At 54.1% G+C, this 19,843-nt stretch carries 17 protein-coding genes, 1 pseudogene and 1 riboswitch; of the genes and pseudogenes, 12 read left to right on the top strand and 6 right to left on the bottom strand.

From position 1 onward, the window contains the following. Positions 1-69 precede the first annotated feature (69 nt). The 3 genes and pseudogenes from bilS to ACK8P7_RS09565 all read left to right on the top strand — a co-directional run bounded on the left by bilS (position 70) and on the right by ACK8P7_RS09565 (position 2,028). Positions 70-572, top strand: a pseudogene (gene bilS, locus ACK8P7_RS09555) (flavodoxin family protein BilS). Positions 573-906: 334 nt separating this feature from the next. Beyond that, positions 907-1,347 (top strand): Hsp20/alpha crystallin family protein, encoded by a 441-nt coding sequence (locus ACK8P7_RS09560; protein ID WP_410044014.1) that lies wholly within the window; start codon positions 907-909, stop codon positions 1,345-1,347. A gap of 264 nt (positions 1,348-1,611) precedes the next feature. Beyond that, positions 1,612-2,028, top strand: a complete 417-nt coding sequence (locus tag ACK8P7_RS09565) for an Hsp20/alpha crystallin family protein (RefSeq protein WP_410044015.1) — start codon at positions 1,612-1,614, stop codon at positions 2,026-2,028. A gap of 205 nt (positions 2,029-2,233) precedes the next feature. On the opposite strand, the gene ACK8P7_RS09570 is transcribed toward ACK8P7_RS09565, so the two are convergent. The 5 genes from ACK8P7_RS09570 to ACK8P7_RS09590 all read right to left on the bottom strand — a co-directional run bounded on the left by ACK8P7_RS09570 (position 2,234) and on the right by ACK8P7_RS09590 (position 7,720). After that, positions 2,234-2,605: a RidA family protein gene (locus ACK8P7_RS09570; protein WP_410043983.1), complete on the bottom strand. Its 372-nt coding sequence runs from the start codon at positions 2,603-2,605 to the stop codon at positions 2,234-2,236. Positions 2,606-2,696: 91 nt separating this feature from the next. Next, the gene (locus tag ACK8P7_RS09575) at positions 2,697-3,038 is read right to left on the bottom strand and encodes an arsenate reductase family protein (RefSeq protein WP_410043984.1); all 342 of its coding nucleotides are present in this window, start codon (positions 3,036-3,038) and stop codon (positions 2,697-2,699) included. 77 nt (positions 3,039-3,115) lie between these two features. Beyond that, positions 3,116-3,868 carry a copper homeostasis protein CutC gene (locus ACK8P7_RS09580; RefSeq protein WP_410043985.1) on the bottom strand — a complete coding sequence of 251 codons (753 nt, stop codon included), beginning with the start codon at positions 3,866-3,868 and terminating at the stop codon, positions 3,116-3,118. A gap of 289 nt (positions 3,869-4,157) precedes the next feature. Further along, on the bottom strand, positions 4,158-5,894 hold the full coding sequence (locus tag ACK8P7_RS09585) for a [FeFe] hydrogenase, group A (RefSeq protein ID WP_410043986.1): 1,737 nt from the start codon (positions 5,892-5,894) through the stop codon (positions 4,158-4,160). Next, positions 5,888-7,720: an NAD(P)-binding protein gene (locus ACK8P7_RS09590; RefSeq protein ID WP_410043987.1), complete on the bottom strand. Its 1,833-nt coding sequence runs from the start codon at positions 7,718-7,720 to the stop codon at positions 5,888-5,890. Before ACK8P7_RS09590 ends, ACK8P7_RS09585 begins: the two co-directional genes overlap by 7 nt. A gap of 333 nt (positions 7,721-8,053) precedes the next feature. Between ACK8P7_RS09590 and ACK8P7_RS09595 the strand changes: the two genes are divergently transcribed. From ACK8P7_RS09595 to ACK8P7_RS09610, 4 genes are read left to right on the top strand one after another with little or no spacing between them, the layout of a single operon-like run. Continuing rightward, entirely contained in the window at positions 8,054-9,421 is a 1,368-nt protein-coding gene (locus ACK8P7_RS09595; protein ID WP_410043988.1) for an MATE family efflux transporter, read from the top strand. Positions 9,422-9,431: 10 nt separating this feature from the next. Then, on the top strand, positions 9,432-9,557 hold the full coding sequence (locus ACK8P7_RS09600) for a hypothetical protein (protein WP_410043989.1): 126 nt from the start codon (positions 9,432-9,434) through the stop codon (positions 9,555-9,557). Next, positions 9,554-10,711: a beta-aspartyl-peptidase gene (iadA, locus tag ACK8P7_RS09605; protein WP_410043990.1), complete on the top strand. Its 1,158-nt coding sequence runs from the start codon at positions 9,554-9,556 to the stop codon at positions 10,709-10,711. Before ACK8P7_RS09600 ends, iadA begins: the two co-directional genes overlap by 4 nt. Before the next feature lie 10 nt (positions 10,712-10,721). Further along, positions 10,722-10,997, top strand: coding sequence for an acylphosphatase (locus ACK8P7_RS09610; RefSeq protein WP_410043991.1), 276 nt, complete (start codon positions 10,722-10,724; stop codon positions 10,995-10,997). Between the two features lie 1,459 nt (positions 10,998-12,456). Here the strand turns inward: ACK8P7_RS09610 and ACK8P7_RS09615 are convergent. Next, positions 12,457-14,442 carry a flavocytochrome c gene (locus ACK8P7_RS09615; RefSeq protein ID WP_410043992.1) on the bottom strand — a complete coding sequence of 662 codons (1,986 nt, stop codon included), beginning with the start codon at positions 14,440-14,442 and terminating at the stop codon, positions 12,457-12,459. Positions 14,443-14,757: 315 nt separating this feature from the next. After that, positions 14,758-14,881: riboswitch (FMN riboswitch) on the top strand. Between the two features lie 209 nt (positions 14,882-15,090). Here ACK8P7_RS09615 and ACK8P7_RS09620 point away from each other — a divergent pair. The 5 genes from ACK8P7_RS09620 (at position 15,091) to ACK8P7_RS09640 (ending at position 19,827) form a co-directional block, all read left to right on the top strand. Then, the gene (locus ACK8P7_RS09620; RefSeq protein ID WP_410043993.1) at positions 15,091-15,681 is read left to right on the top strand and encodes an ECF transporter S component; all 591 of its coding nucleotides are present in this window, start codon (positions 15,091-15,093) and stop codon (positions 15,679-15,681) included. Positions 15,682-15,690: 9 nt separating this feature from the next. Then, a complete protein-coding gene (locus ACK8P7_RS09625; protein WP_410043994.1) occupies positions 15,691-16,512 on the top strand; it encodes an HAD-IIB family hydrolase in 822 nt (273 codons plus the stop codon). A 240-nt stretch (positions 16,513-16,752) separates the two neighbouring features. Further along, complete coding sequence (locus ACK8P7_RS09630; RefSeq protein WP_410043995.1) at positions 16,753-18,204, top strand: SseB family protein; 1,452 nt, start codon at positions 16,753-16,755, stop codon at positions 18,202-18,204. A gap of 135 nt (positions 18,205-18,339) precedes the next feature. Then, entirely contained in the window at positions 18,340-18,888 is a 549-nt protein-coding gene (locus ACK8P7_RS09635) for a histidine phosphatase family protein (protein ID WP_410043996.1), read from the top strand. Positions 18,889-18,903: 15 nt separating this feature from the next. Continuing rightward, on the top strand, positions 18,904-19,827 hold the full coding sequence (locus ACK8P7_RS09640; RefSeq protein ID WP_410043997.1) for a sigma-70 family RNA polymerase sigma factor: 924 nt from the start codon (positions 18,904-18,906) through the stop codon (positions 19,825-19,827). The last annotated feature ends 16 nt before the right edge of the window (positions 19,828-19,843 follow it).

Consider the following 19,843-nt stretch of genomic DNA (forward strand, 5'->3'; position numbering starts at 1 on the left):
ATTGAACCACAGAATCAAAAAGAAAGGAAAATGTTGATTTAGCTTCTGGAATCATCATACAAGAGGACGATGAGTGAAGAAAGATATGCTATTATTTTTAGTAGTTTAACAGGTAATACAAGAAAACTTGCGGATACGATCCATGAGACACTGCCGACAGCGTTATGTGATTATTTCGGCGAAGCGAAATCTGCAGAAACGAACGCAGAATTGGTCTATGTGGGCTTTTGACGGATAAGGGAACGGCGGATAAGGCGTGCTTAGAGCTTCTCAGAAAGCTTCGAAATAAAAAAATTTTTCTGTTTGGGACTGCGGGCTTCGGTGGGAGCGAAGCGTACTATCAGAAGATTCTTACCAATGTACATGCCGCCATCGATAGAAGTAACACCGTCGCCGGAGAGTACATGTGCCAGGGTAAAATGCCGCAGTCTGTACGGGACCGCTATGTGAAGATGAAGGAAATGCCGGATGCAAAGCCGAATCTGGATGCGCTGATCGAGAACTTCGATCGAGCACTTTCACATCCGGACGAGGCAGATCTGAATGACCTTCGGAGAAAGATTACAGGATGAGGTATTCCCCCGGAATCAGTAAACACAAATAAGGATGACCGGAAAGCCGCCGTTAAAGTGCCGGATAGAGTAAAACAGTGCCGGATACGAATGGTAAAATGATGAGTTCCAGATCGACACAAAAAGTTCACAAAATAATTAGCACTCACATCTTGAAAGTGCTAACAAAACGAGTATTATGTTAGTTGTAAGGAGAAAAGGAACAGAAAGCAAAGGAAAAGCAATCCGAAAGGAAGCGCATTCCGAGCCGGTGGTTTCGAAACTCTGAAACATAAAACATTCGGCGATGGGACAGAATCCCGGAGCCCGGTTATACAGGAGGTAAGTGATTATGATGTATATGCCTAGTATTTTCGGTGAGAACTTAATGGATGATTTCTTTAATGATACAAGCTGGCTTGGTTATGAGCCTGCCTACAGCAAGTCGACAGCGAATCTCATGAAGACGGATATCGAGGAGCATGAGAACAACTACGAGATGAAGATCGATCTTCCGGGCTTCAAGAAAGAAGATCTGAAGCTTCAGCTGAAGGATGGTTATCTGAACATCTCTGCTTCGCATAATGAGAACAAGGATGAGAAGGATAAGAGCGGCAAGGTCGTTCGACAGGAGCGTTACACCGGCTCGATGCAGAGAAGCTTCTACGTCGGTGAGAATGTAAAGCAGAGCGACATCGCTGCGAAGTTTGAAAATGGTGTTCTGGCACTGACCGTTCCGAAGGTGGAGCCGAAGAAGGAAGTGCCGGAAGAGAAGTACATCGCTATCGAGGGCTGATTCCCTCGCGGGCAGTGCCCCGATGGCGCAGGTGGATGGTCGTGTGGTCCTTCGCGGGCAGTGCCCCGATGGAGACATTGGCCTCCATCCGTAAGTTCTGAACTACATCCAGAGCTGCTCTACAGTTCTCTCTGAGAGCTGGAAAACAGAGCGGTTCGCATCCGTCCGATGAGCGGACAGGGAGAACCAGAAGTAAATAAACAGGAGAATATGAATATGTTTATGCCTAGTGTATTTAGTGATGGTGATGATGTGATGAATGAGATGATGAACGAGTGGGGTAATGACTGGAATAAGAACTTCTTCGGTAAGCACAATCCACTGTTTGGTAAGCGTGCACGGAACCTGATGAAGACCGATGTGAAGGAAACCGATAACAGCTATGAGCTGGAGGTCGATCTTCCGGGCTTCAAGAAGGATGAAGTAAAGCTTCAACTGTCCGATGGCTATCTGACCATCTCCGCGGAGAAGGGTCTCGACAAGGACGAGAAGAAGCACGGCAGACTGATTCGCCAGGAGCGTTACGAGGGTGCGATGCAGCGGTCCTTCTATGTAGGTGATGGACTTACGGAGGACGATGTGAAGGCATCCTTTGCAAATGGTGTGCTGAAGATCAGTCTTCCGAAGGCAGAAGCGAAGAAGGCACTGCCGGAAGAGAGCTATATCGAGATCGAGGGATGATACCCGAAAAGCAGTTGCCCGATGAATGCATGGTGCTTCAGTGGGTGGCTGCACGAACATCTATAGAATGCCCAGACCCTGCGAGGCAGAAATCGCAGTTCATATATACACAATCACTTAAGCCGGGTGGACACGTAAGGTGCCCGCCCGGTTTTTGTTTAATAAAAAACGACTGGATACACGGTGTATCCAGCCGGTTTTTTCATTACAGCTCTGCGATCGCCTCAATCTCACAAAGCACGCCCTTCGGCAGGGTCTTGACGGCGACACAGCTGCGTGCCGGCTTCGAGCTGAAGTACCGCTCGTAAACCGCATTGAAGGCCGCGAAGTCGTTCATGTCTGCGAGGAAGCAGGTGGTCTTGAAGACCTTCTCGATGCTGGTGCCTGCAGCTTCCATGATGGCAGCTACATTCTTGCAGCTCTGTGCAGCCTGTCCCTCGATATCCTCGCTCTCTACAGCGCCGGTCGCCGGATTCACCGGAATCTGACCGGAAGCAAATACGAAGTTACCTACGATTTTCGCCTGGGAATATGGTCCGATCGCAGCCGGAGCATCGGTAGTGTGTACAGTTGTCATAATAGTAGTCCTCCTTAAGATTTGTATACATTATAGCGAAATATGGTCCGTTCTGCAAAGAGAATCCTACTTCCGCGGCTTCTCTTTGGCCTTATTCCCAGTTCTTCCATATATCTGGTTGATACCCCACGGTAGCCTGGCGGCCATTCCGCACGATCGGCTGCTTCAGCACCATCGGATTTTCGAGTATCTTTTCGAACTTATCTTCCGGTGCGAGATATTTGATCAGCAGATACGCTTTCTGGTCCTTCGTCTTCTCATCGAGAAGCTCTTCTAAGCCACCGACCGCCTGAAGGACCGAATTCAGTTCGCCTTTACTGAGGCCCTTCTCTTTCATATCGACGGACTGGAATTTGATCCCGCGCTCTTTAAAATAGCGCTCGGCTTTTCTCGTGTCGGCACTTTTTTTCGTGCCGAAAATCTGAATATTCATCGAATTCCCTTTCTTCTATGCATTCGTTTTTCTACTTGTGTTTTAATCCGCTTTCCTGGTCGACACCGTAGAGTTATTTATAGACATCTGAGTATCTCCACTGCGCGCCGGATTTCCGCTTCGTCTGTCCGGTAGAGCTCGAATTCACTGATACCCTCGAGGCCCATATGGACATGTTCATTCCGGTAGCGCATGCCACTCGAAAGGATTTTCTTGCCCGACATATGAAAAGCGTGGGCACCGGTCATACCCGCGATTTCGGCAATGTTGTCGGCCTTTACGCCGCCACCAACCAGGATCGTCGGATTCTCTTCCGACATCAGTACGAGCTTCCGCAGCAGCGCGATTCCCGTCTGTGCGTCGCCTTCCTGCCCGGAGCTGAGGATCGTATCGATACCGAGGTCGGCTGCTTTTTCGTAGCAGGCGATCGGATCCGCGCATACATCGAAGGCCCGGTGCAGGGTGATGCCACAGCGACCGTCCGTCGCATCGATCATGCCGCGCATCTGCGCTTCGTTCAGGCCGCCATCCGCCTGCAGGCTTCCGATGACGACACCATCGGCGCCAGCATTGGCAAAAAAGCGGATATCCGCGCACATCTGCTGATATTCATATGCCGTGTACAGGAAGTCACCGAATCGCGGACGAATCAGGACCCGGATCGGAAGCCCGGTTTCCTGCTGCACCTGACGAAACAGAGTGTAGCCCGGCGTGGTGCCACCGATGATGAGGCTTGCGCACAACTCGAGCCGCGTCGCACCGCCGGCCTTCGCAGACAGCGCAGATTCTACACTGTCGACACATACTTCCAGGATATAGTCCGTCATCATCACTCCTCCGAATTGATTTTCTCCATAACGTCCTGAAATGAGCATACTCCCACAGGAGTAGTCTTGCAAGTCTCTTCAGCGTATCGAAGAAGCATATGAGATACGCTTTTACCGTTAGCATCATTTCCATTTTAGGCTGTTTTGATGCAGCATTATGATCCTCGGCCCCTCTTACCGTGGGATACCAGCCGGACGTCTGGCAGAACTGGGCATGACGAAAGCAACGCAGTTATACGAGCATAATGAAAGCCGGCGCGTTCGCGCCGGCTTCTCTTCATAAAAAACGTATTTATCTTTCGCCAGGCATCTTCCAGCCGTGGTGATCGGTGTGGAGCAGGTGCTCAGCACGCTCACTGAGCGGCTTCTCGAGATACTCCTCATAGCAGCGGATCACATCTGGATTCTCGTGGCTGAAGCGAAGAGCACCGGCTGCATCCTGTGCATACAGCGTCTTCGCACGCTCCGGCGCCATCTCGACGCTGTCGTGGATCGGCTGTCCGCCGCCACCGACGCAGCCGCCAGGGCAGGCCATGACTTCGACGAAATCATACTCGACGGTCTTCTTCCGAAGTGCATTGAGGAGCTTCGCCGCATTGCCGAGGCCGTTTACGACCGCGACACGTACCGGGATACCCTTGATGTCGAAGGTCGCTTCCTTCCAGCCTTCCTGACCACGGACATCATGGAACGCATCCGGATCCGGATTCTCGCCGGTCACACTGTGATAAGCGGTACGAAGCGCAGCCTCCATGACACCACCGGTGGAGCCGAAGATATTCGCGGCACCGGAACCCGCAGAGAACGGATTATCCAGCTCGATCTCGTCGATCTCACCCGGCGCGATGTTCTCCATACGGAGGAGACGGTTCACCTCACGAGTCGTCAGTACGACATCGACATCCGGATCCCCCTGGTCGTTCCGCATCGTCTCATAACCACACTCGGCCTTCTTCGCAAGACATGGCATGATGGATACACAGTAGATCCGGGACGGATCTACGCCGAGCTTCTCCGCGAAGTAGCTCTTGATGATCGCACCGAACATCTGCTGCGGTGACTTCGAGGTGGAGAGCTGGTCCACGAAATCCGGGTAGTGTGCCTTGCAGAAGCGGATCCAGCCAGGGCAGCAGCTCGTGAACATCGGGAACCTGTTTTCTTCCTTATGCGTCAGCTTCTCGAGGAACTCCGTCGCCTCCTCCATGATGGTGAGGTCGGCGGACCAGTTGGTGTCAAATACATAGTCGAAGCCGGTGATCTTCAGCGCAGCGGCGAGACGCTTCACGGTCGCCTGCTCCGGGGTGAGACCGAAGCCCTCGCCCCAGGCCGTACGAATCGACGGTGCGATCTGTGCGACCACGATCTTATCCGGATTCTCGAGCGCGTCGAGGATGTCGTGGGTGTCATCCCGCTCACGCAGTGCCGCAGTAGGGCAGTGGGTGATGCACTGGCCGCAGAGCGCGCACTTACTGGTCTCGAGATCATAGGCATCCTTCACATCGACGGTACTCTGGGAACCGGTATTGATGACATCCCAGATATGGCTGTCCTGCACCTTATCACAGATCTGTACGCAGCGCATGCACTTGATGCACTTGTCGTAATTCCGGATCAGCGGGAAGTTCAGCGAGCTGCGATGTTTCTTCGGCAGCTGCTTCTCAAACGGGATGCTCAGGATATTTAGATCATTCGCCACCTTCTGCAGCTCACAGTTTCCGGAGCGCACACAGATCGCACAGTTCGTGTCATGCTGGCTGAGGATCAGCTCCACATTCGCGCGTCGCGCGAGACGTGCCTTCCGGGAGTTCGTATAGACGACCATGCCCTCGGTCACGGTGTTGTTGCAGGCGGTCATCAGACGCTCATAGCCCTCGACCTCGACGACGCAGACTCTGCATGCCGCAATTTCGTTGATATCCTTTAAGTAGCACAGTGTCGGGATGTGAATGCCCGCAGCGGCGGCAGCATTCAGTATGGTGGTCCGCTCCGGGACCTGGACAGCTCTGCCATCAATCGTACAATTTACCATTTCGTATCTCTGCCTCCCTTTAAGATGCCATAGCCGAAGTGATCACAGTGCAGACATCTCGAGGACTCCTGCAGTGCTTCCTCCTCCGTCATCGGACACTCCATCAGCTTAAAATCACATCTGCGCTCATCCGCCGGACGCTCTACCATATTCACACGGCCGAGTGCCTTATGATCGTCGAAACGAATCGGCGGCAGAACGACATCCGTCGTGATCTCATGGTTGAATCCGAGGTATTCGTCGATATTGGCGGCCGCTACCTTTCCGGCTGCGATCGCACGGATGACGGTCGCCGGACCAGTCACGCAGTCACCACCTGCGAAGATGCCTTCATTGTCCGCGATATCTGAGGTATCGAAGGCGGAGATACGGCCCTGCTGAACCGGGATACCGAACTCGCCGAACTTGCCGGACTCGATACCCTGACCGATGGCCACGAGTACACGATCGGCCGGAAGCAGCACCTCGTCCTTCGTGCTGTTCTTCGGAGATGGACGGCCACCCTTGACCGCACCCGGGATCTGCGGCTTCACGATGAGGCCGGTGCAGCGATTCTCAGCATCCTTCTCGATGCGCACCGGTGCGTTCAGCTCGACGATCTCCACGCCGTCAGCGATCGCACCCTCGACCTCCTCTGCGAGGGCTGTCATATCCTGCTTCCGACGACGGTACGCGACCTTGACCGACTTTGCATGGCAGCGGATCGCAGAACGTGCGACGTCCATCGCGACATTACCACCACCGACGACGACGATATCCATGCCGGTGAAATCAGGGTAGTGGTCATCACCGATCGCACGGAGCATCTCCACCGCGGAGATGACGCCCTCGGCATCCTCGCCCTCGATACCGATCTTCCGGTCGGTATGTGCACCGATGGCTACATACATCGCGTCATACTGACTGCGAAGCTCTGCCACGGAAATGTCGCGGCCGATCGAGATATCCGTCTTCGTTTCGAACCCTGCGAGCTTCAGACCCTCGATCTCGCGATCCAGGATCTCACGCGGGAAACGATAGGCCGGAATACCATAGCGCAGCATACCGCCGAGCTGCTTCCGCTGCTCAAACACGGTAACCTCATGGCCCATGATGCTGAGATAGTAGGCACAGCTGAGACCGCTCGGACCACCGCCAATGACAGCCACCCGCTTGCCGGTCGCCGGCATTCGCTTCGGCGCAGGGATGGTATCCTCATGCTCGACCGCGAAGCGCTTCAGTCCACGGATGTTGATCGGATCGTCTACGAGCGTACGACGGCAGCGAACCTCACACGGATGCTCACAGATGAGGCCGCAGGTCGCCGGCATCGGGTTATCCTTACGGATCAGCTGCACCGCATCCTCATAACGCTTCTCATGGATGAGGGCAATGTAGCCTGGGATGTCCACATGTGCCGGGCACTGCCATACACATGGCACCGGCTGGCTGTGCATGCTCTTGCAGCGGCCATGCTTGATATGCTCCACATAGTCATCGCGGAAGCCGCGCAGTCCCTCGAGCACCATACGTGCCGCCTCGGAACCGATCGCGCAGTCCGCCGACATATAGATACTCTCTGCCGTGTCCTCCAGCACCTTCAGTGTAAACATGTCCGCCGTACCATCCAGCACCTGTCCGATCAGTGCTTCCAGCTGGCCGAGGCCGACACGGCATGGTGTACACTTACCGCAGGACTGGGCATGGCAGAGGTGCAGAAATGAAGACGCGAGATCTACAGGGCAGAGTCCCGGCTGGGCCGCCTGAACGCGACGCTCGAGATCCTTGTAGAGAGACTCCACCGTTTTCTCGGCTTCATTCTTCGTAAAAATGGTCAATCTACTCATATTCTATGTCCTTTCAAAAATTGATACTCCATCCTTCGCCCAAGGATACAATTGTGTAGATTATAGCATATTCGTGCATGTTTTTGAGATTTTCGGTTCACGTTTTATAGAATATTGACATGCGAATCACGAATCGCAAGCTATATCGAATGCAGTTTTACGCAAAAACAACGTGGTATATTTTTCATCTTTGGCTATAATAGGAGAGATATGCTCACGTATAATAAAAATGGAGATAATAAAAATGGAGATATCTTTACAACGCGGAAGCGCTGCATAGCCACAACTGCGCTTCCCGAGCATCTTACGCGCCAGAAAGGATTTCAGATTTATATGATGCAGACCAAAACACAGGACATGGGCAGCGGCAGCATCCCGAAGCTGCTTGCCCAGCTCGCGATTCCGGCGGTCGTCGCCCAGATCGTCAACCTCCTCTATAACATCGTCGACCGTATCTACATCGGTCACATGGCAGACGTCGGTGCCCATGCACTGACCGGCGTCGGCCTCTTCACACCGATCCTCATGCTGATCAACGCCTTCGCCATGCTGGCGGGTGCCGGTGGTGCACCGCGCGCCGCGATTTCGATGGGTGCGAAGGACCATGAAACGGCAGAGAAAATCGTCGGCAACTGCTTCGCCATCCTGATGCGCTTCGCCCTCGTGCTGACCATCGTGTTTTATGCGCTCGCGCCGACCCTGCTTCGCCTCTTCGGTGCCAGTGCGGTCACGCTACCATATGCACTGGCTTACGCGCGCATTTACATCCTCGGTACCGTCTTCGTGATGACCGTGCTCGGCATGAACCCCTTCATCACGACCCAGGGCTTCGCAAAAATCAGTATGCTGACGACCGTCATCGGCGCCGTCATCAACATCATCCTGGATCCGATTTTCATCTTCGTACTGGGGATGGGTGTGCAGGGCGCAGCGCTCGCCACGGTGCTCAGTCAGTCGGTCGGCGCGGTCTGGATCCTCCGCTTCCTGACCGGAAAGCAGACCCTTCTGCACCTTCGCAGGGCGAATATGAAGCTCGACCCGAAGATCATCCTGCCGTGCCTGAGTCTCGGCATCTCCACATTCGTGATGCTGTCGACCGAGAGCCTGCTCTCGATCAGCTTCACCTCCAGCCTCGCGCGCTACGGCGGGGATGTTGCGGTCGGCGCGATGACGATCATCACCAGCGTCAGCCAGCTGGCGACACTGCCGATGCAGGGCATCTGCCAAGGCGGGCAGCCGATCATCAGCTACAACTTCGGTGCGGGCAATGCAGACCGCGTGAAGAAAGCATTCACCGCACAGTTCACCGCATGCTTCACGTATGCAACCCTGTTTTGGGCGATCGTCATGCTGAAGCCACAGTTCTTCGCCGGCATCTTCACCAGCAATATGGAGCTTCGCAGCTATACATCCTGGGCACTCCGCATCTATATGGCCGGTATCTTCGCCTTCGGTGCGCAGATCGGATGCCAGCAGAGCTTCATGGCCCTCGGCCAGGCGAAGATCAGCCTGCTGCTCGCCTGCCTCCGAAAGATCGTCCTGCTGATCCCGCTCATCCTGATCCTGCCGCATTTCCTGTCGAATCAGGTCTTCTCCGTATTCCTCGCAGAGCCGGTGAGTGATCTCATCGCCGCCATCGTCACCACCAGCTGCTTCATGCTGAAGTTTGATGGCATCCTAAAGAAAGGCAGGACGAAATAAGCGGTAAGTCATGACTCTTTTACAGCTGAAATACGCAGTCACGGTCGCCGATACCGGTTCCATCACCGCCGGCGACGAGTCGGAATACATCACGAAAATCATGTTTTACGTAGCCATAGAAAGGATGACCCTATGAAATTATTAAAAAATGCCAGCGTTTACGCACCAACTCCTCTCGGTAAAAGAGATGTGCTGATCGAGGGAGAGAAGATCCTTCGGATCGCGGAAGAAATCACAGGCTATGATGACCTTCCGGATGTCGAGGTCTATGATCTCGAGGGGAAGACCCTCGTGCCAGCCTACATCGATCTGCATGTCCATATCACCGGTGGCGGCGGAGAGCAGGGACCGGCATCCCGCGTACCGGAGTCTTCCCTCAGCACCTTTTTCCGGAACGGCATCACCACCGTCGTCGGACTGCTGGGCACGGACGGCATCACGCGAAGCCTCGAGAACCTGGTGGCGAAGGCCCGTGCACTGAGCGAGGAAGGCATGACGGTGTATACATTGACCTCGTCCTATGGCTACCCGCCGACGACACTCACCGGCAGTGTCGAGCGGGACATCGTACTGATCCCTCCGATGATCGGTGTGAAGGTCGCGGTATCCGATCACCGAAGCTCGAATCCTGGCGGAGAGGATCTGATCGCCCTCGCGACGGCCGCACGTCGCGCCGGCCTGTTAAGCGGCACACCGGGGCTCGTCACGATGCATATGGGCAGCGGAAAGGCGACGCTGGATCCGATTTTCTACGTACTGGATCACTCGGATGTACCGGCGAAGAATCTGCTCCCGACACATATGCTGCGCTCACCGGAGCTGATCGACGCCGGCGTGAAGCTCGTGAAGCGGGGCGGCTACATCGACTGCACTGCCGGCTCGGATGATGTGGCAGTGGAAGAGGATGCCATGAAGCTCTTTGATTTACTGCATCGCGAGGGTGTGAATCCGGATCATGTCAGCCTGTCAAGTGACGCCTACGGAAGCCAGCCGCGCTTTAACGACGCGGGCGAGTGCGTAGGACTGACCTATGCGTCGCCGAAGTACCTGCATAAAACCATCCGGGCACTGGTGCGCATGGGCATGCCGCTCGAGCAGGCGCTGAAGCTCCTGACGACTACACCGGCGACCCTGCTCGCGCAGGAGGGCCGAAAGGGCTGCATCGCCGCAGGCGCAGACGCAGATCTCCTCGTGCTGGATGCAGATCTCGAGATCGACAGTCTCTTCGCGAGAGGACAGCTCGCGCTGTGGCAGAAGGAACTGCGCATGAAGGGACGATTCGAGGAATAAGAGGTCGTATATGAGTGAATCCATCGTGAGAAAACACATCTATTTTTCCGGAGATGTCCAGGGCGTCGGTTTCCGTTTTCGCTCCTACTACATCGCGCAGTCACTGGGACTCACCGGCTGGGTAGAGAATATGTGGGACGGCCGCGTAGAGATGGAAGTGCAGGGCTCTGAAAGCGCGATTCAGGAACTGCTGGCCCGCATCCGGCAGCAGCGCTGGATCGACATAACAGATCTCGAGATGAGCGAGATTCCATGCGTAGAAGAGAGCGGATTTCATATCCGGTAACAGTTCAAACACTCCTCGGCTCACTTGGGAAGTTTGAGGCTGCTCCTCATTCGCCCACCCCATAGAGTTCAACGGATGTTTATACGTTTCGGTCCCGCCCCAGCTCATGAGGAGGCCTCAAACTGCTACATGTCCGATGCTGCAAAAAGTATTTACAAGCGCAGGCATGATAAGCTTCAAAAGTCATCATCATGCCTGCTTTAGGATGCTTGTCCATTTGAATTGCTGGATGTGCGTTTGTTTTTCTGCATCTGATGCTGCCGCGCGGGAATACGGATCGATTTTCAGGTGATTATTGCGCGCGGCCCGGAAATTTTCACTGGCAGATCGGGTGAAATAGATGAAAATCGATGATGCTATCCAATAACTGGTGGATTATGAAATAGTGGATAATATTAACACCATTTATCATTTTTGCGTACGATGCTAAAATATCCACGATTTCATAATCGGGCACATATTGGATAGTTTTCTGTAAAATCATACATACGCATATAAGCGCCCTATCCAATATCCCTGAATTTTTTAAATAGTGGATATGTATTTCAGGCTTCAGAGAAGAATTTCCATAAGCCGATATCCAATAAACCTTTATTTCTAAAATACTGGATACTCGAGCCCGGATTCATCTTATGAAATAAGGCCTTTTATATCCAGTATTTTCAAAATCTCCTAAGAGTGGATATTTTCCAGCCATCTTCGATTATTCCAGGCAAAAAACATATCCAGTATTTTCAAAATAAAACCATATTGGATAGGAACATGACCATTTGAACACAGAGCCCCGCTTACCGTTAGCATCATACCCGTTTTTCGCGGTTTTGATACAGCATCACCCGCTTGGATTAACACAGGCGCCGATTTTTTGGTTTGCCTGCATGGGGTGGGCCAATATGTAAGTAGATAAAAGATATATGCCTGGGGTGGGCAGGCAAACAAAAAGAGGCGTCCGCTATGGACATCCTTTAAAAATCAGCAGGTTGAGAATTCACCCCGTTGAACAGTTTCCTTAGCAGTCAGAATAAAAATAATTTCTTTTCAGATTATTATTGACAAAGTGTTTTTTATTTCGTAGAATAAAGACAACAAAAGAAGAGATGCGATGGCGATGCTTCATCAATTCGATTCTTAACTCAGTGTAGTGCAGATGGTAGAAAGTCATAGGCGATGCTTCAATGATTCGAGATCTGCATTAAAAATTAAAGGGAGGGTAGCCCGATGGGATACAGAAGCCCGAATGATCAGTGAGGCCCCAGTACTAGTGAAGATGACTTGGTACTGGGGTTTTGCGTTGCTTCTTTTTTGTATTTTAAAAGGCACCCTCCGAGTGGAGAGTGCCTTTTTAAAAAGAAAAACTGCCGTGCAAGCAGATGTTTCCATCTGCTCGCGCGACAGTTTTTTCTTTTCGCCTATAGCGATATCTGCAAAGCCGAGCGGCTTATGCGTTCTGTTTTCTGCCTTATGCAGCAGCCTTGGTCTCGGCTGGAGTCTCAGCGGTGCCAGCATGGGCAGCAGCGTTCTGACCTGCGATACGGCCGAATACGGTGAAGTCTGCAACTGCGTTTCCGCCGAGACGGTTTGCACCGTGTACGCCTCCGGTAACCTCACCGGCAGCATAGAGACCTGGGATCACAGCATCCTGCTCATTCAGAACCTCGGTGGAGGTGTTGATCTTTACACCACCCATGGTGTGGTGAACACCAGCGGTAACCTTGATTGCGTAGTATGGAGCAGTATCAAGCGGGTTTGCGAAGGAGGTACGGTTGAAGTCCGGATCCTTCTTGTCAGCGACATAGCCATTCCACTTCGTCATGGTCTCCTCGAAAGCAGCAGCGTCTACGCCCATCGCCTCTGCGAGTGCCTTGTAATCCTCACCGGTAACGGTGTAGCCCTTCTTGATGTAGCCCTGGATAACGGCAGAAGCGTCTACCATCTTCTGGTCTACAACGAGCCATGAGTAGGAGTCGGTCTGTGCGATCTCTGCAGCAGATACGACATCACGTGTACCAACCTCATCGATGAAACGCTGACCCTCGGCGTTTACGAGGATCGCACCGTCACCACGGAGACCCTCGGTGATGAGTGCAGCGGTGTCATACTGAACGGTCGGGTGAATCTGGATCTGATCCATATCGACGGTAGCAGCACCGACCTCGGTTGCCATCTCGATACCCTGACCCTGGATTCCAGGTGCGTTGGTGGTCATAAAGCCCTTGAGCTCCGGCTTGTACTGCTCAACCATCGCAAGGTTTGCACCGAAACCACCAGATGTAAGAACAACAGAAGCAGCATTTACAGTTACGCTGTTGCCGGTCTTACCGGTTGCGTGGATACCAACTGCCTGATCGCCATCCATGAGGATCTTGTCAGCCGTTGTGTCGAGAAGAAGAGTGATGTTCTCACGATCTTCGATGTTCTTCTCGAGGATCGGGATGAGGTAAGCACCGACAGCGAGGGTCTTGCCGTTCTCATCTACCGGACGGTGGATACGCTTTACGGAAGCACCACCGAAAGAACCAACGTTGTGCATCTCTGCGCCGATGGTGTCGAGCCAGTCGATCGCATCTGCAGACTCACTGCAGAGGGTCTTTACGAGATCGAAGTTGTTCAGGCCCTTGCCACCGATCATGGTGTCCAGCTCGAAGAGCTCTACAGAATCGAAGTAACCGGTCGGGTTTGCCTGATAATCTGCGTACTGCTTCTCGACGGTCTCTGCAAGTGCGGTGATGTCCGCGTTATCTGCGTACTTCTCCTTCGCAGTTGCAAGCTTCGCCTCTACACCGGCATCCTCACCGAACTCGTTCTCATCCTGCCACTTGGTCTTTGCAGCATTGAGACCACCGGTTGCACGTACGGAGTTACCGCCGACCATCGCCTGGGACTCTACGAGCACAACGGTCTTACCAGCGTCTGCTGCCTCGATCGCTGCCGTCATACCGGCACCGCCGGCACCGACGATAACGACATCTGCGTCGAGTGTCTGATCCTCTGCCTTCGCAGCAGTGGCGATCTCGTTCTCGAAATCAGCCGGATCGAAGCCCGCGCTCTTGATCGCTGCCTTTACAGCCTCGATGATGGCGTTGGATGTATTGGTCGCACCGGAAACGGCGTCTACCTTTACGCTGTTGTTCTCGATCATCTTGCCCGGGATCTCCGCGATGGCCTTATCACCGATACCCTCGGTCTCCTGCTGCTCGGTAACCTCGATCTTGTAGAGCTTATCCTTCGTCATGGTAACCTCTACCGTTACGTCACCGTTGTTTCCCTTCGCTGTACCGGTCGCGGTCACAGCGTCTGCAGGAATCTCGCCTGCTGCCTCTGTCGCAGCAGCGGTGGTCGTTGCCTCTGTCGCAGCTGCCGTCGTCTCGGTCTTGCTGGAACCACACGCTGTCACCAGAAGGCTGGCAGCTGCTGCGAATCCAAGCACCAGATTCATTTTTTTCATGTCTTTTTCCTCTCTCTGTTTCTGCCAATGCTTCCACTTGACACCGGAGCCTATACGTAGTGGAGCGGCATAGATGCGCGCATCCGGCTCCTTTTGATATTTTTTTATCATTGGCGTGGACTACTATAGCATAGAGTGAATTTTTCGTAAATCTATTTACTTACGAAATTAGCTTTAGTAAGTAAAAAAAGTTGTGCTTTTTAAATAAGCGCCTGTGTCAGCAGCAGGCGGGCGGCGCAGGATGTAGACATTGGCCCCCAGAAAAAGGGCTTGCGCATCACGGAGGGATTCGCTAGAATGTAGACGTAATCAAAAATAGTTCTTCAGGGCGAGGTGTGATTCCTCACTGGCGGTAAAGTCCGCGACCCTGCTCACCCGGGCAGGCTGAATCGGTGAAACTCCGGTACCAACAGTATAGTCTGGATGGAAGAAGAGTGTAGTGATGACGATATCTCTGTCCCTGAGTGTATGCTCAGGGACTTTTTTATGCTGGCAGCGGGCTGATCCCGGCGGGCACAGCGATTTTACGTCGCCTCCTTACTCACTTGAAGAATCACGCGTGGCTTTCTGCATGGGACTTTGGCCTGCCTGACGCAGTCCCGGCGTGCCGGAAGAAACACAGTACACGAAATGTGGAGGAGAAACATCATGAAAGACGTAAAAAACACCCGTTACATCGCCGCGGTCGGTATCCTGTCCGCGATTGCCTTCGTGCTTCAGCTCATCGAGATCCCGGTCCCGATGTTCATGCCGACCTTTATCAAGTTTGACTTCTCGGATCTGCCGGCCCTGATCGGTGCCTTCGCGTATGGTCCGGTCGCTGGTATCCTGATCGAGCTCATCAAGAACCTCCTGCACTCGATGGCTTCCCAGAGCTTCGGTGTCGGTGAGATCTCCAACTTCATCCTCGGTGCCGTGATGACCGCGGTGGCCGGTGGCATCTACCAGCATAAGAAGACGAAGCAGGGTGCCATCCTCGGTTCCCTCGCCGGTGCTGTCGTGATGGGCCTCGTATCTGTTCCGTCCAACTACTTCGTTGTGTATCCGGTTTACTACAACTTCATGCCGGAGGAGGTCATCCTCGCAGCCTACCAGGCACTCATCCCATCGATGAAGAGCATCCTTCAGTGCCTCCTCTGCTTCAACCTTCCGTTTACGATCGTGAAAGGACTTCTTGACGTAGTGATCACATTTGTTGTATATCCTTATATCAGTCCGATTCTTCACGGAAGGAAATAATAGGTATATATGAAAGCACTGTTTTTTGATGTGGATGGCACACTGATCGATGAAGTAAAGCACGAGATCCCGGCGAGCACACTGGAAGCGCTCCGTCGCACACGTGAAAAAGGCAATAAAGTATTTATCAATTCAGGACGTACCGTCGGAATGCTGAAGCGTATCATGGAGATGGTCGAGGTCGACGGTTTCCTCTGTGGCTGTGGCACGGAGCTGATCTATGAAGGAGCGTCCATTTATTATAAGAAGCTTTCGGTGGAGATGAAGCAGCGCATCAAGGACGCATCCGACCGCTATGGTGTCCTCGTACACCTCGAGGGGCAGCATGGCTGGCACTGTCAGCCGTCAGAGAAGCTGCTCCGGGACCATCCGAGATATCAGGCGCTCTATGAGAACCTCGCGGGCTTCATTGGAATGGAAGGCGGCATCGATCCGACGCCGTACGACGGCGCGTACGAGATCTCGAAGTTCTGCATCGAGACGGATGACGGTGCCGAATCCGGACACCCTTCGGATATGGAGGGCTTCCGGGAGGCGTTCGGAGATGAGTTTATCATCATCGACCGTGGACATGGCTTCTATGAGAATGTACCGATCGGGCACGGAAAGGGCGCGGCGGTCGATCGTATCCTCGATTATCTCCATCTGACGCGGGCGGATGCGTATGGCTTCGGCGACAGCTCGAACGACGAGGAGATGTTCCGGGCAGTCGGCCACCCGGTCGCGATGGGACAGCATGATCAGGTGCTCGAGACCTATCATCCGTTCATCACGAAGCGGGTCGAGGAGGATGGGATCTTCTATGCGATGGAGCAGCTCGGGCTGCTGTAACAGTTTAGGCGGGGCCCGGAGGGGCGGCAACGGAGGCACAGTACTCCGAGACCGGTGAAATCTAAACCGGGTCCCCTGCCTGAACTGTTATCCACTGTGGTCGAACTAAAACTGAAGTATCCCCATGAAACAGGTGCATGCCTGTTCTTTTTTTGGTATAATTTATAATTGTGCGATATTTTATGATATCTGTAAACGATGACATCATGCATTCGGACCATCGTGGTTAGGAGAAGAGACATGGCATTATTTGATTTTTTTGGAAGTAAGCGGAAGGCCGAGGCCGAGCAGAAGATAGAGGAGCAGAAGCAGGAGCAGCATGACGAGGCGGTGGCGCGTCAGCGGGAGGAGCATCCGGAGATGCACTGGCCGGTGATCACGCCGATCAACATGTTCGTGAAGAAGCCGGGCGAGACGCCGGCGGCGAGTTCAGCTGGATCAGGTGCGAACACAGCCGCGGGCAGTGAAAATGCGGCGGCAACGGCGAGCACCGTAAATGCAGGAAATGCTGAGCATACTGCCGAGGCTGCCAACACCGAAAATGCCGGAACGACCGCAGCTTCCGCAGCGACCACTGCGCAGCCGCAGCCGACGATTCTTTCGGATCCGCTGACGCCGGAGCGGAAGGACGAGGTGGGCGCGCTCGTGTATGAGCCGACACTGAAGCCGGATATGCTGAAGGAGCTGAATCTCCAGGAGACGCTTTTCCTCGAGGCGGCCCTTCTCATCGCCCACAAGCAGCATCCGCTTGACAACTACGATCAGAATCGTCAGGTGATCCGTAATCACTTCCTCGACATGGTCCGCGCGCAGGAGAAGATCTATGTGCTCTATGACGCACGCACCGGCTATCCGCTGCTCGACGGCAGCTTCGTCCTCATGTACCTCGACAAAGAGCATGCAGAGATCGCCGCGAAGCTCTATGCAGAGCAGCTCCGCTCCGTGAAAATCATCGAGGTGCCGGGTATGACCGCAGAGCCGGCGCAGCACGACGGTAAGATCCAGATGAAGATTTTCGATTATCTTTTCTTCCTCGGAGCCGAGAACATCGTCATCGACAACGGCTGGTACAAGGGCTTCCTGCGCCGTTCGGAGATCTCCGCGCCGTTCTACATCAACGAGGATCCGGAGAAGATTCCGCCATACAACCCGGCGATTTCCTTCGCCCTCACCGATTACGTCGGCGAGCTCCGCTGGCCGGTACAGTACGGGAAGCGGAAGGAGCTGCTGCAGGCGAAGTTCAACTCCGTCATGAAGCTCGTGCCGAAGGGCACCTACCTCCTGCCCTTCCGTAACCTCGACGAGGATGCGGCCAATGCAGGCGACCCGAACGCAGATGGCGCTGCGGCAGAGCAGCCGGCGACCCCGACCCATGATGGTATGGCGAAGACGACCGATGCCGCTACGGAGTCCGCAGAAGCTGCGAAGAAGAACCATCGCGTGCAGCTTCCGATGGTGACACTGAATGGAAAGAATTTCATGCCGGTCTACACCGACATTTTCGAGTTTTCGAAGAAGTTTGCCAACAGCGGCTTCCGTCCGACACGTGCAGACTTCCAGACGATTTCCCGCTTCATGGGAAATTATGACGGCTTCATCATCAACCCGCAGGGACAGGCGATGGTGATCGAGCACCAGAAGAACCCGAACCCGGGACAGACACCGGCACAGGGCACGGGCGCAAAGGCCTAAGATAAGTGAACAATCGGAGCCGGGCGAGGGGCAGCATGCCCCGGAAGCGAAGCCGGCTCCGATCTTTGATTCTAAAAGATATGTGATCGCAGACACGGGTCGATCTGACGATGTGCTGCAGAAGAGGAGGGCAGGATGCTGAAACTCTATCTCGTACGCCATGGCGAAACGCTGTGGAATCAGGAAAACAGGGTACTGGGCCGGACCGACATCCCGCTGAACGAACGCGGCATCGCGCAGGCACAGGCACTCGGTACGAAGCTTGCCGACGTGCACTTCGATCATGTCTACTGCTCACCGCTCAGCCGGGCGAAGGAGACGGCGGCACAGATCGTCGCCGCACAGAAGGGCACGGGTACACCGGCACCGGTGGAGGCTGCCGAGCTCATCGAGATGAACTTCGGTACCTGTGAGGGACTGCTGCGGGATTCTGAGGCGTACCGGGTCGAAAAGCATCGCTACTTCGCTCGCTATCCGGAGGGGGAATCCTTCCTCGACATCGCTGCCCGCATCTACCCGTATCTCGAGAAGCTGCGTCGCGAGCACGATGGCGAAACCATCCTCCTCGTGACACATAACGGGATCTGCCGTATGATCACGAGCTATTTCCAGCCGATGTCAAACGAAGGCTTCGAAACCTTCACTCAGGGCAATGCAGAAGAGCAGATCTTCATCATGCCATAGAAAGAAAGGACGCCATTGACTGAATTATCTGAAGAAAATAAAAAGAATACAGCCGCCGGTACAGCAGAAGCACCGAAGTCGCTGCCTGTTTCTGACGTACAGGTAAACGATATGACCGAACAGCCGGCAGGCTCTCCGCCCATGGACGAACAGGAGCAGCAGAATCTACGCCTCGTATCCGAGATTCAGGCGAAGGCCGCGGCAGGTCAGTCCGCCCAGGCAGAGGAGACGGAACTCTTCGAGCGCAACCGCGGACTCGTGATTCACGCCGCACAGAAGTACGAAAAGCTCTTCAACCACACCCTCGGGCTCGATGATCTCGTAAATTCCGGAAGCATTGGCCTGATGACGGCCGCACGCAGCTACGACCCGGCGAAGGGCGCGAAGTTCTCGACCTACGCGACCTACTGGATCCGCGACAGCATCCTGAAGGAGATCTACAACACCGGCTTCAACATCCGGGTCTCGAATCATCAGTTCGAGCGGATCATGAAGGTGCAGGCCATCAAGAAGCGCTACGATCTCGAGCACCTCGAGGGGGATGCCATGATCGACGCCATCGTGCGCGATTCCGGGCTGAGCCGCGAGGAGGTGGAGCGCTGTCTGCAGCTCGATCAGGAGGTACTGCGCCAGACCTCACTGAACACGAAGGTCGGAAACGATGATGGCGAAGCGACGGAGCTCGGCGATATCGCCGTATCGCCGGACAATGTCGAGGACCAGGTGCTCGATGAGCAGCAGATTCAGGAGCTTTATGATTCACTGGATCAGCTCAGCGAGGAGGACCGAAACACCCTCGTGCTCCGCTACGGTCTCTTTAACGGGAAGCGCCACACCCTGCGGGAGATCGCCGAGCTCTACCATGTGAGCCCGGAGGCGATCCGGCAGCGGGAGCAGCACGCGATCAAAACGATCCGAAACGCGATGAGCGGCGAGTAATCCGATATTTCATCAG

The organism is Oribacterium sp. P9 (assembly GCF_046365365.1).
Lineage (GTDB): Bacteria > Bacillota > Clostridia > Lachnospirales > Lachnospiraceae > Oribacterium.

Excerpts from the sequence above, each read along its gene's own strand:
- ACK8P7_RS09630 (WP_410043995.1), top strand. The coding sequence starts at position 16,753 with ATGGCATTATTTGATTTTTTTGGAAGTAAGCGGAAGGCCGAGGCCGAG.
- ACK8P7_RS09615 (WP_410043992.1), bottom strand. The coding sequence starts at position 14,442 with ATGAAAAAAATGAATCTGGTGCTTGGATTCGCAGCAGCTGCCAGCCTT.
- ACK8P7_RS09635 (WP_410043996.1), top strand. The coding sequence starts at position 18,340 with ATGCTGAAACTCTATCTCGTACGCCATGGCGAAACGCTGTGGAATCAG.
- ACK8P7_RS09600 (WP_410043989.1), top strand. The coding sequence starts at position 9,432 with ATGACTCTTTTACAGCTGAAATACGCAGTCACGGTCGCCGATACCGGT.
- ACK8P7_RS09595 (WP_410043988.1), top strand. The coding sequence starts at position 8,054 with ATGATGCAGACCAAAACACAGGACATGGGCAGCGGCAGCATCCCGAAG.
- ACK8P7_RS09565 (WP_410044015.1), top strand. The coding sequence starts at position 1,612 with ATGATGAACGAGTGGGGTAATGACTGGAATAAGAACTTCTTCGGTAAG.
- ACK8P7_RS09625 (WP_410043994.1), top strand. The coding sequence starts at position 15,691 with ATGAAAGCACTGTTTTTTGATGTGGATGGCACACTGATCGATGAAGTA.
- ACK8P7_RS09610 (WP_410043991.1), top strand. The coding sequence starts at position 10,722 with ATGAGTGAATCCATCGTGAGAAAACACATCTATTTTTCCGGAGATGTC.
- ACK8P7_RS09560 (WP_410044014.1), top strand. The coding sequence starts at position 907 with ATGTATATGCCTAGTATTTTCGGTGAGAACTTAATGGATGATTTCTTT.
- ACK8P7_RS09585 (WP_410043986.1), bottom strand. The coding sequence starts at position 5,894 with ATGGTAAATTGTACGATTGATGGCAGAGCTGTCCAGGTCCCGGAGCGG.
- iadA (WP_410043990.1), top strand. The coding sequence starts at position 9,554 with ATGAAATTATTAAAAAATGCCAGCGTTTACGCACCAACTCCTCTCGGT.
- ACK8P7_RS09620 (WP_410043993.1), top strand. The coding sequence starts at position 15,091 with ATGAAAGACGTAAAAAACACCCGTTACATCGCCGCGGTCGGTATCCTG.
- ACK8P7_RS09575 (WP_410043984.1), bottom strand. The coding sequence starts at position 3,038 with ATGAATATTCAGATTTTCGGCACGAAAAAAAGTGCCGACACGAGAAAA.
- ACK8P7_RS09590 (WP_410043987.1), bottom strand. The coding sequence starts at position 7,720 with ATGAGTAGATTGACCATTTTTACGAAGAATGAAGCCGAGAAAACGGTG.
- ACK8P7_RS09570 (WP_410043983.1), bottom strand. The coding sequence starts at position 2,605 with ATGACAACTGTACACACTACCGATGCTCCGGCTGCGATCGGACCATAT.
- ACK8P7_RS09580 (WP_410043985.1), bottom strand. The coding sequence starts at position 3,868 with ATGATGACGGACTATATCCTGGAAGTATGTGTCGACAGTGTAGAATCT.